The 10,180-nt window shown below is 52.6% G+C and carries 10 protein-coding genes and 1 pseudogene; 7 read left to right on the top strand and 4 right to left on the bottom strand.

Annotation, left to right across the window (positions count from 1 at the left end; translation table 11 throughout):
* Positions 1-490: 490 nt before the first annotated feature.
* Entirely contained in the window at positions 491-1,153 is a 663-nt protein-coding gene (locus NW849_RS12935; protein WP_011431401.1) for a DUF3386 domain-containing protein, read from the top strand.
* Between the two features lie 114 nt (positions 1,154-1,267).
* On the opposite strand, the gene NW849_RS12930 is transcribed toward NW849_RS12935, so the two are convergent.
* A protein-coding gene (locus tag NW849_RS12930; RefSeq protein WP_414358097.1) for an IS630-like element ISSoc15 family transposase occupies positions 1,268-2,214 on the bottom strand; the annotation gives its coding sequence in 2 pieces (ribosomal slippage) (positions 1,268-1,878 and positions 1,878-2,214; 948 coding nt in all).
* 74 nt (positions 2,215-2,288) lie between these two features.
* On the opposite strand from NW849_RS12930, the gene NW849_RS12925 reads away from it, so the two are divergent.
* Both NW849_RS12925 and NW849_RS12920 read left to right on the top strand, forming a co-directional pair.
* Complete coding sequence (locus tag NW849_RS12925; RefSeq protein WP_414358094.1) at positions 2,289-3,065, top strand: SAM-dependent methyltransferase; 777 nt, start codon at positions 2,289-2,291, stop codon at positions 3,063-3,065.
* Positions 3,065-3,397: a cupin domain-containing protein gene (locus NW849_RS12920; protein WP_011433845.1), complete on the top strand. Its 333-nt coding sequence runs from the start codon at positions 3,065-3,067 to the stop codon at positions 3,395-3,397. The genes NW849_RS12925 and NW849_RS12920 overlap by 1 nt, the downstream gene beginning before the upstream one ends.
* Here NW849_RS12920 and NW849_RS12915 read toward each other — a convergent pair.
* The gene (locus NW849_RS12915; RefSeq protein ID WP_414358091.1) at positions 3,394-4,281 is read right to left on the bottom strand and encodes a TVP38/TMEM64 family protein; all 888 of its coding nucleotides are present in this window, start codon (positions 4,279-4,281) and stop codon (positions 3,394-3,396) included. The genes NW849_RS12920 and NW849_RS12915 overlap by 4 nt on opposite strands.
* A 133-nt stretch (positions 4,282-4,414) precedes the next feature.
* Here NW849_RS12915 and NW849_RS12910 point away from each other — a divergent pair, with 133 nt between their 5' ends.
* The gene (locus tag NW849_RS12910) at positions 4,415-5,089 is read left to right on the top strand and encodes a Fe2+-dependent dioxygenase (RefSeq protein ID WP_011431398.1); all 675 of its coding nucleotides are present in this window, start codon (positions 4,415-4,417) and stop codon (positions 5,087-5,089) included.
* On the opposite strand, the gene NW849_RS12905 is transcribed toward NW849_RS12910, so the two are convergent.
* Complete coding sequence (locus tag NW849_RS12905) at positions 5,086-6,459, bottom strand: di-heme oxidoredictase family protein (protein ID WP_414358088.1); 1,374 nt, start codon at positions 6,457-6,459, stop codon at positions 5,086-5,088. The genes NW849_RS12910 and NW849_RS12905 overlap by 4 nt on opposite strands.
* Before the next feature lie 45 nt (positions 6,460-6,504).
* The gene (locus tag NW849_RS12900) at positions 6,505-7,737 is read right to left on the bottom strand and encodes an imelysin family protein (protein WP_011433843.1); all 1,233 of its coding nucleotides are present in this window, start codon (positions 7,735-7,737) and stop codon (positions 6,505-6,507) included.
* Positions 7,738-8,127: 390 nt separating this feature from the next.
* Between NW849_RS12900 and NW849_RS12895 the strand changes: the two genes are divergently transcribed.
* The 3 genes and pseudogenes from NW849_RS12895 to NW849_RS12885 all read left to right on the top strand — a co-directional run.
* Positions 8,128-9,162: a chlorophyll a/b binding light-harvesting protein gene (locus tag NW849_RS12895; protein ID WP_099812753.1), complete on the top strand. Its 1,035-nt coding sequence runs from the start codon at positions 8,128-8,130 to the stop codon at positions 9,160-9,162.
* Positions 9,163-9,218: 56 nt separating this feature from the next.
* Positions 9,219-9,728: a flavodoxin FldA gene (fldA, locus tag NW849_RS12890; protein ID WP_414358087.1), complete on the top strand. Its 510-nt coding sequence runs from the start codon at positions 9,219-9,221 to the stop codon at positions 9,726-9,728.
* A gap of 48 nt (positions 9,729-9,776) precedes the next feature.
* A pseudogene (locus NW849_RS12885) lies at positions 9,777-10,180 on the top strand (chlorophyll a/b binding light-harvesting protein); the annotation flags it as partial.

Here is a 10,180-nt window from a genome sequence, read left to right as displayed (position 1 = left end):
CGCACCTGCCAGCGAGTCGGCCAGATCTCCACTTGAATGCGGGTGGCCCGGGCATCGAGGGCATTTTCCAGCAATTCTCGCAGAGCAGCCCCCAGCGAGTCGATCACCTCTCCCGCGGCCATCTGGGCGATCCGCTCTGGGTTCAGGGGTTGGATTTTGGACATGGAGTGAGTTGAGAAAGCAGACTCTCTTCCTGCCAGCTTGTCGCCAAAAGGCCAACAGCGCCGAGCTTTAGCTTAGCTCTCTCCCTCTGTTGCCAGTGGACAGCGCCTTGCCAATGGTTTTCATTAACTTCAAGGCTCCCCTCAGGCCAAGTGAAGGATTGAGGTTCCGCCTTCCTGCCCATCGGTAACCGCCAAGAACTTCGAGAAACTTCGAGAACAAGAGAGCTGAGCGGGTGGCCAGTCATAAGGAAACCTTAAAATCCCAAGGCCAGCCATCAGCCTCTACTAGGATTTAAATAGTAAAATTTCTCATTAAGGAGGAGATTATGGCAGCACAGCAAGCTCCGGCCCGAGAGCTATTCAAGGAGGCTTTTGAGAATCGCTACACCTGGGACAAAGACTTTCCTGGCTACCGAGCTGAGATAACCTACTTTCCCAAAGAAGGTGACAGCAGCCTCTCCTTCTCAGGAGTTGTGAGTATTGACCGCAACATGAAGATCGATGTTGCCGGCGTCGAGGACGAGGAGATCCGCCAGAAAATACGGGAACAGATGTGGGAAGTCATGGTGCATCGCGTTCGTCATTCCTTCGACGAGGAACACGGTGGCCACACCTTTGCCTATGGAGAGCCACAAAATTCAGACATCACTGAAGTTCTTGTTTCGGGCTTATCTTCTACCGATAGGTACTGGGTTCAGGGCAAGCACATTCAAATGGTACATCGCCATCTTGCCAATCGGACAATTACAGTCTCAGTTCAAGAGTTTTACGATACAGGTGAGGGCTACCTACCCACTCACTACACTGCTGAGTATTGTAGCCCAGGAACTGGAGAAAAAACTCAAGCAAAGATGATCTACGAAGATCGTTATCAAAAAATAGGTCGGTATTGGATTCTGGTTGAGAGAAGAATTTGGGAAGAGCAGGATGGCCAAAAAAGTTCATCCCCTCAACTTTTCCTCTTCTCTAATATTCGATTTTTCGAATAGCTGAGAAAAATAAGTTTTTCTTTGCGGCTGTGGGCATCTCTCATTATAGAAGGTGATGAGGTGCTCACAGCCAAGCTCAAAACAGATGGCCACAGGGTACAGCCTGTTAAGGGCTCAAGGGGTACAATAGCAGCACTTAGCAAACCAACTTCGGAAGGAGGATGGATTGATCAGTAGTAAAGAAGTCTTCACTATCTGCTCCATGCTATATTTCCCAATTCTGCAAAGCTGCCGAATAAAATGCTTCAACACCGACCACATCATCTCAATGGGATTCAACTCCGGCGCATACACAGGCAGGTATAGGATTCGTGCTCCTGTCCCCCTAATCAATTCCTCAACTTCCCGACTCTTGTGGATATTTAAATTGTCCATAATCACAACCTTCCTCGCATCTAGCTTCGGACATAGCTCGCTTCTCAAAAACTCCAAAAAATCTCCTTTCTTCATCCCACCCTTGATGACACGACAGCCAACTACACCTCTCAAGGAAATAGCTCCAATAACCGTATACTTTTCACCCTTGTATCTCTGACGATAATGATAAGCCCTTTGACCACGTAAACTCCGAGATACTCTCCGCTTCATTCCCTCCCAGACTCCCGTCTGGTCGATGGCAATCAAATCCTCCGCTGGAATATTCCTGACTTCTTGACTATAAGCTAGTCGTTCCCTTTGCACCTCCTCTTCTTTGACTTTTGCACTGCGGTAGGTCTTTTTTTTAGAGTCATTCCTTGCTTTTTCAAGAAATTATGTATCGTGACGATGCTTACATTGATTCCTAAGCGCTCGCGCAACAGTTCTTGATACTGCCACAGGTAGAAGTCTGGGTGTTCTGTAATAATTGCCATCACTTCCTGCCGATGTTGTTCCAAAATGCCCACTCGCTTGGTGCCTGCTTTCTTAGGGGCTAAATCTTGAGTTTGTTGGTACTGACGCACCCAGCGGTGTACTGTTCTTTTGGTCACCATGAAGCGTTTAGCTACCTGGCGGATGGAGGTGTTACCTGCCTGATAGGCTGCTACAACTCTTTGCCGCAAATCCAAAGAATGAGTCGGCATTCCTTTCTCTCCTTCCTCTTGAATACCTGTACCCTATTTTAAATTAAAAGGCTGTATCTTTTTTGGAGTTACCTATGTCTAAGCTGGACTCAAAAAATGCACCTGGACACCAGGTACTGGCTGCGGCAGGTAAAAAGGCACTTCGACCGGGGGGCTTTGGCGCTACCGAACGGCTCTTCAAGTTTGCCGAGTTCCGTCGAGGAGAAACTGTGCTGGAACTTGCCTCAGGCCTTGGCTACACGGCTATTCGATTGGCAAAGCGCTATGGCATACATGTTACCGGCATTGAGAAAAATCCAGATAACATTGCTCGCACTCGCGCTAATGTTTCTGCAGCAGGGCTAGCCGGCCAAGTTGAGATCCTCGAGGGCGATATCTTTCACCTAGATCAAATCGATCAGAAATTTGACTATGTCTTGGCGGAAGCTATTTTAACAATGCAGTCCGATGCAGGAAAATCTAAGATTTTGTCAGGGATTTACAATTGCCTCAAGCCAGGGGGTAAGTTCCTCAGCCATGAGCTGCGAGTTGAGGGATCCAACAGCGACGCTATCCGCAAGGAGTTATCCTCCGTAATCCATGTCAATGCCAATCCTTTATCTACTGACAGCTGGCTTGCAACTGTTCAGCAAGCAAATCTTACGGTTGTCCAGTATGCCACCGGCCCCTTAACTTTGCTCAATCCCGTTGCTATTGCTACAGAGGAAGGATTGCCGACGCTCTTAACTATGGTGTGGAATGTGCTTACACGTCCTGTAATCCGGCAGCGGATCTTATCTATGAAGCAAATCTTTAGCCGATATCGAAATAACCTAGGCTACATCATACTGATTGCCAAGAAGGAGGCTTAATGATGTCTCTTGTCTCCCCTGAGTCACCTTTTTTGCAGCTCAAAGATCACATTGCTTATTCTGTGGAAGGAGTTCTCAGCAAGATCATTTGGAAAAGTGAAGTCTGCCAACATACTCTTTTCTGTATGGCGGGAGGCACAAGTATTTCCGAGCATACCTCCACAAGGGACGCTACTCTCCACGTCATTGAAGGAACTGGAGTCTTAACCCTTGCAGGTGAGAAGATCTCTCTATCTCCGGGCATATTTGTCTTAATTTCGGCAAATGTTCCCCATGAGTTAGAAGCCACTGCTGACCTTGCTTTTGTTCTGACTTTATCAAAGGCAAGTTAAGAACGCCGCCTTTTACTCAGCCAGCCGCTTAACATCGCCAAAGCAAACATTCCCAGCAAAGCAAAGCCCAGCAGCCACCTTCCCTGCTCTAGGATCCCTGCCCCCAGAGCCACTACTGGGAGTGTAGAGACGGCAATGCCCAAAGCTAGGGCGAGAAGAAAGTTCTGCCATTTTATTTGGGTTAGGCCGGCGGCGTAGGCGACAAAGTCGAATAGGCCCGTCATTAAAAAACCAGCTGTAAGAAAAATATTGTTTTCCAGATAGTTAGCTGAAAGGGCATCGACTTTGTACATCCATTGTCGCCCAACTACTCGCTGTACTAGGTCTCTACCAAACTTTCTGGCTAGGTAGAAGTTAAGTGTACAAGAGATAAAATCAGCAATTGCAATGTAAAGGATTCCCGATCCAAATCCAAAGAGGGCTCCTGCCAAGATGGAGTAAAGGGTGCTGGGTATGGCAGGAATAATAATACTCAGGGAGCGTAATCCAATCAGGGCAAGGGGTGCCCAGGGGCCTAGTTTTGCTATAAATTCTCGAGTTGCCTCTGGATCTAAGCGACGGGCCAGCAAGATGGCAGCTAACAGGACAACAAGCAACAACAGCAGTGAGAGGATGTCTTTCCTTTTTCTGGAATTGATTTTGCTGCTAGAGGACAAATCCTCTGAGGGGGTAGGGGACGATCCTACTGACTCGCCATCTGCTGACTTGTCAAAGGTAGTGCCGGGCGGATAATAGAGTTCATCCTTCAGGATCCAACCTGTTTTCTGTTGCAGATAGGCATGTGTGCTCAAGCCCAGACGCTTTGCCTCGGTGGCAACAGCCTTGTAGTCTAAGCCCAATAGCTCGCAGAGCTCTTTTTGTCGAATACCAGAAGGTGGCTGCATAGGGCAAAAGATCTCTACTTTCTCTGCTAGATGCTTAAGGTTTCCGAGGGATGCTCGAAGTAGGCATGATTTTCATAAGGCTTGTTTTGCTAGTGTAGAAGGTGTCATGTATTTTGCTTTTTAGAGGTTGATAATGATCTTGTGTATTGGCGATGTTCTTAGTTTAGCAGAATTGCAACAGATTCTGTCCCTCATAGCCGATGCTGAATTTGTGGATGGTGCTCTGACGGCAGGCTGGAATGCCAGGCTTGTCAAAAACAATAGGCAAATGCCAAAGGGATCCCTTCAGCAACGGAAGATAGAGGAGATTATCTTGGCAGCTCTAGAGCGTAATTTGTTGTTCCAGATGGCTGCCCGGCCCAAGCTCATTCATTCCATTTTAATTAGCTGCTACGAAGCGGGAATGTCCTATGGCACTCATACCGACGATGCGCTGATGCTCGATCGGCATCAGCTGATGCGCACGGATATTTCCTTTACGCTATTTCTAAGTGCCCCTGAAGACTATGATGGCGGTGAGCTGAAGATCGAGAGTAGCGAGGGGGAGCAAGCCTACAAGCTGCCGGCGGGTGCTTTGATCCTCTATCCTGCTTCCACCTTGCACCGAGTTGAGCCTGTAACCCGTGGGATCCGCTATGCTGCCGTCAGTTGGGTTCAAAGCCTAATTAGGGATCCGCAAGAACGCGAGATCCTCTTTGATTTACAGACTGTGCGGCAGCAGATGTTTCAGGAATCGGGCAAGACACGCCACTTTGATTTGATCTCCAAAGTTTACGCGAACCTGCTGCGGAAATGGGCAGAGCTCTAGAGGGATCGAAGAAAATAGAGCAGGGCTTCTCTGTCTTCAGCAGCCATATTTTTAAAGATCTCGCGGGAGCGTTCAGCTTCTCCCCCATGCCAGAGAATGGCCTCCTCGAGGCTGCGGGCGCGGCCATCGTGCAAATAGCCGGAGGAGGGCAGAACTGTCTGCGACAAGCCGATGCCCCACAAAGGGGGGGTGCGCCATTCTCGGCCCGTGGCCTCGAAGTCAGCGCGGCCATCTGCTAGTCCTTCGCCCATGTCATGCAACAGCAAATCGGTGTAGGGGTGGATGACTTGGTTGGCCAGGGCAGGGATCTCATGAATGCCGGTTTGTAGCTCTGGTCGGTGACACTTGGCGCATTGGGCTTGGACGAAGAGCTTTTCCCCTCGCTGAACTTGGGGATCCTGCCAAAGGGCGCGGCCAGGCACGGCCAGGGTTTGCACGTAAACGGTTGTCGCTTGGAGAGTGGCCTCGTCGATATCTTGGCTGCCATCCGCGGCCGGAAAAAGAGGATTCGTGACACCCATGTCGTTGGCGTAGGCGGCCGCAGTTTGTTGCCTGAGGTTGGGGGTATTGGCTTTCCAACCAAACCGTCCCAGCACCAGACGCTGCTGCTCTTGATCCCAGACGTAGTTGGGGCGGCCAGAGATGCCATCTCCATCTGCATCGTCAGGATCAGCTGCTGCTAGGATCTCAGACTCAGGAACTGCCTCCAGTAGGCCAGCTCCAAACACCGGCTGAGGGACCCGCAGGGAGATGAGGACAGGATCGATGGGCGATCCCTCCAGAGTTAACAGCTTTACAACAGGAGAACGCAGCCTGTAGGGAGTTCCGTCGGCGTACTCTCTGGTCTGCTCTACCCAGTGCAACTCCACCTTGGCCTCTGGCCGATAGCCCCGAACGGCCTTTTCTTGAACCTGCGTGCCGATGCCGGCCACAGGGGGAGTGTTGCTATGAGGAGCAATGGCCTCCCATCCAAAAGGCTGGGGATCCCCGCTTCTATCCAGGGATCCAACCTGGCTGACTCTGACGACCCGCTGCCCCTTGTCAGGAAAACCTCGGCCGTTTTTAACATGACAACCGGCGCAGGAGTTGTTGTTGAACAGAGGCCCAAGGCCGGGGTTAACAGGCGCCGGAGCGGTGACGAAGCGAGCCTCAAAGGCGATGTCCCCCAGGGCATGCAACCTGGCCCAGCGGGGATCCAAGTTGGGAGCCGGCTGCTCGTAGGCTGTTGAGGTGCGGTTCCAAAGGGTTGTTTCGCCACCCGCTCGAGGGGGCAATGGCTGGGATCCCTCTGGGGCAGCGGGGAAAGCCAGAAAGCTCGCCGCCCAAAGAGAGGCCAATCCCAGCATGAAAATCTGGAGAAGACGACGCATCGGCTATCAAAATATCGGCAACTCAGCTCTTTTGGGACTTTCTTACTACTGCAGGAGCGGCACAACTTCCTGAGCAAAGCTGTCGAAAGCGTCTTCAATTTTTTCCATAGCGGCAGTAATAGATCCACGGGCATTGGCATCGCAAAGGCTTTTTTCGATAGGGGCAGGGATCCCCTGGAGAGCCGCCGCCGCTGCTTGTAACTCCGACTGAATTTGACTATCCAAATTGGGATTGATGTCCCGGACAAATTGGCTCAGGCCACGACCTTTTCTATCTCTAAATCCGCCCAAGTAAGCATACTGAACGCTGCGCACATTGGCCTGGAACTCCGGCAGCGAATGGTGGGCAAAGCGACTTTCCAGCAGAAAAGGATTTTGCTGGGCGAAGGCTTCGCCAATTTTGACCTTGCCCAGCTCGTCCAACATGCCGAGAATACCTTGGGCTATTTCTTCAGCAGCAGCTTGCAGCGTGAGATAACTCTTGCTGCCCTCGCCGGCTTTTACCCATTCTTCGCGAAAAGCAGGCAGCCCTTGCACTCCCTCTGTCCAGCTTTTGAGCAGCTTTGCCGCCGTATCCGCCAAAACTGGGCCAAGGGCAGCCAAGTACTCCCGATCCCGCTCGGTAAAGTCTTGCAAAGACTTGTTGTTATCCACGCCAAAGAGCAAGAAGGCCACGGCATGAAATCCCTTTTGCCCGCTTTCCAACTCGGCCACGGTCTCTGGAGTGAGGGGATCGCCGCTGTTGAGAACTTCCAGCACCTCCACCTCGTTCAGGGGCCATTCGTCCAAATCCGCATCCAGCCCCAAATAAGCCGCCGGCCCAAAGGCAAAAGCCTCGCTCTCCTCCCAAGTGATGCGGGCAACAGACCAAGCCTGGCGAGCCGCTTGCAAAGTCTGGGCATTGGGATCTTGCACGAAGGCCTGGATGGCCTGAGACAGGGCCTGGGTATCGGCGACCAACTGCTCATAGGCAGGGATCACCACCTGATCGGCAAAGTCGAGCAAAATCTGCCGATCCTGAAACCGCTGCTCAGGAGAGAGCACAACGGCTGGCCGGCGAGAGCCTGCCCCTTCTTCCCCACCCTCGCCGCCGCCATCCACCGGGATAGGCCGACACTCCGGGTTCATTTGAGCTGCCTGCTGAGGCGAAGCCTGGCTCAGGGCCGGTGGATCCCCGCCGCCCGCAGCCGAGGGATCCTTTTGGGTTTCCCCGCAAGCGGCCCCGCTGACCAGAACATAAAGCCCTATCCCCGTCCACAGCTTCAGATACCTCGACATCTCCTCCGACTCCTTTGCCCTCGACTTGGCCAACTTTGGCTTGATTGTAATCCAGCTATTGCGACTCAATCTTAAGAAGGGAGAGATTTTTATCACCGGCTGCCACCGGATCGCCCGGCTCGTCCCTCTGCGGGCCAGCTTCCATCTGCAGCTTCCCCAGGTGGGGCTATGGGCGGATACAAGTCCGACTCTTAACAAAACTTAACTCTAAAGACATTGATATTTGTTTGCAAGAAGCCTAGAGTAGGTCACAGCTCGCTGTTGAGATTTACTCTCAACAGTTGGTTACGTGTCTCGAAAGGATGTGTCCGTGCGGCCAGAGGCGGGCCTGGGGCAAGGTCTCTGGCCTTTTCCTAGAAAAGCTTGTTTAGAAACGCAAGAGGAGCGGAGATGACAGCGACGACACTCAAGCAAGAAGGGGGATCTAGCTCGCAACAACAGATCCCGTGGTGGGCGGGCAACGCCCGTTTGACCGATCTTTCTGGCCGGCTGCTGGGGGCGCATGTGGCCCATGCCGGGCTGATCGTTCTCTGGGCAGGGGCGATGACCCTGATCGAGTTGGCCAAGTTTGACCCCAGCCGACCGATGTATGAGCAGGGGCTGATTCTCTTGCCCCACCTGGCCAGCTTGGGGCTGGGGGTGGGATCCGGCGGGGAAGTCCTGGATACGGATATCTACTTTGCGGTGGGAGCGATCCACCTCATCAGCTCTGCCTTTTTGGGGTTTGGCGGCATTTTTCATGCCCTGCGCGGGCCGGCGGTGCTGGATCCCAAAGCCTTTCCCCTGTTTAGCTACGACTGGCAAGACAAAAACAAGATGACCACCATCCTAGGGATCCACCTGGTGCTGCTGGGATTGGGAGCCTGGCTTTTGGTGCTCAAGGCAGTGGTGTTTGGCGGCTTGTTCGACCCGGTGGCAGGAGAGGTGCGCCTGGTGTCTCCCAACTGGAACCCCTTTGGCCACCTGTTGGGCATAGAAGGGCGCCACTGGATCGCCGGGGTGGACACTTTAGAAGACGTGGTGGGCGGCCACCTCTGGCTGGGCTTGCTCCTGGTGTCAGGTGGGGTTTGGCATATCGCGACCAAGCCTTTTGCCTGGGCAGAACGGATTTTTATCTGGTCTGGGGAAGCTTATCTTTCCTACAGCTTGGGAGCTTTGGCCTTGATGGGATTTATTGCCGCCTATTTCGTTGCCGTTAACCCAGTGGTCTATCCCGAAGTTTTCTATGGGCCGCTGCTGCAGGTGGGCTTGGATCGCTATCCCTTCTTTGAGCAAGGGGGAGCTCTCACATCTAGGGTTTGGCTGGCCAATGCCCATTTTTGGCTGGCCTTTTTCTTCCTTCAGGGCCACCTGTTCCATGCCCTGAAAGCGCGAGGGTTCAATTTCCGTACCGGCAGAGTAGAACTTGCAGCGCAGCAGGCCTAACGGCAATCTAGCCATCTGATTTTGAGCTTTGCACTTGCAGTTTCGAGGTAGGAGCAATGGCAAAAGTAGGTCTATTTTTCGGCACTCAAACCGGAAATACCGAGAGAGCCGCTGAGATGATCCAAAAAGAGCTGGGCGAAGACAATGTAGATTTGATCAACATTGCCGAGGCCACGGTTGAGGACTTTGATAGGTACGACTACTTAATCATCGGCTGTCCAACTTGGAATATCGGGGAGCTGCAGGCCGATTGGAATGGGTTTTTCCCCTATTTGGATGAAATCGATTTTTCCGGTAAGACGGTAGCCTATTTTGGAGTTGGGGATCAGTTGGGCTATCCCGACAACTTTCAAGATGCCATGGGGATCCTGGCCCAAAAAATTGCCGAGCGCGGCGGAAAAAACGTCGGCTCCTGGCCTACAGAAGGCTACGAGTTCAATGAGTCCAAGGGAGTGGTTAACGGCGAGTTTGTCGGCCTTGCTCTGGATGAAGACAATCAGCCGGAGCTGACGGAAAAACGAATTAAAGAGTGGACGGCCAAACTCAAAACACTCTTCAATCTGTAATCTCAAACTCGGCTTCTTAGCTTGTTGTGGATACTGTGGGAGTTTGTCATGACTGGCGCAGTTCTATCTTCATCGCCTACCTCTGCTGAGGGATCCCCTCAGGTGAGCTGGCTGGCGGGCAATGCTCGCTTGGTGAATCTGTCCGGAAAGCTGCTGGGGGCCCACGTGGCCCATGCGGGGTTGATCATGCTGTGGGCCGGCGGCATGACTTTGTTTGAGGTGGCCCACTGGGATCCGGCTCAGCCCATGGGCAGCCAGGGGCTGATCTTGCTGCCCCATTTGGCCACGTTGGGCATCGGCGTGAATGCAGAGGGGGTGGCCACGGATCCCTATCCCTTTTTTGTGGTGGGCGTTCTGCACCTGATTGCCTCGGCGGTGCTGGGGGCAGGAGGGATCTTCCATGCCCTTTTGGGACCAGAGGTGCTGAGCAAGGGGAAAACCTTTGCCGAGTT

Origin of the sequence: Synechococcus sp. R55.3 (assembly GCF_047461975.1) — a bacterium.
Lineage (GTDB): Bacteria > Cyanobacteriota > Cyanobacteriia > Thermostichales > Thermostichaceae > Thermostichus.
This window is presented reverse-complemented; position numbering and strand designations above follow the sequence as displayed.

Coding starts and splice junctions, on each gene's coding strand:
- NW849_RS12905 (WP_414358088.1), bottom strand. CDS start 6,459: ATGCGTCGTCTTCTCCAGATTTTCATGCTGGGATTGGCCTCTCTTTGG.
- NW849_RS12900 (WP_011433843.1), bottom strand. CDS start 7,737: ATGTCGAGGTATCTGAAGCTGTGGACGGGGATAGGGCTTTATGTTCTG.
- fldA (WP_414358087.1), top strand. CDS start 9,219: ATGGCAAAAGTAGGTCTATTTTTCGGCACTCAAACCGGAAATACCGAG.
- NW849_RS12925 (WP_414358094.1), top strand. CDS start 2,289: ATGTCTAAGCTGGACTCAAAAAATGCACCTGGACACCAGGTACTGGCT.
- NW849_RS12920 (WP_011433845.1), top strand. CDS start 3,065: ATGATGTCTCTTGTCTCCCCTGAGTCACCTTTTTTGCAGCTCAAAGAT.
- NW849_RS12915 (WP_414358091.1), bottom strand. CDS start 4,281: ATGCAGCCACCTTCTGGTATTCGACAAAAAGAGCTCTGCGAGCTATTG.
- NW849_RS12935 (WP_011431401.1), top strand. CDS start 491: ATGGCAGCACAGCAAGCTCCGGCCCGAGAGCTATTCAAGGAGGCTTTT.
- NW849_RS12895 (WP_099812753.1), top strand. CDS start 8,128: ATGACAGCGACGACACTCAAGCAAGAAGGGGGATCTAGCTCGCAACAA.
- NW849_RS12910 (WP_011431398.1), top strand. CDS start 4,415: ATGATCTTGTGTATTGGCGATGTTCTTAGTTTAGCAGAATTGCAACAG.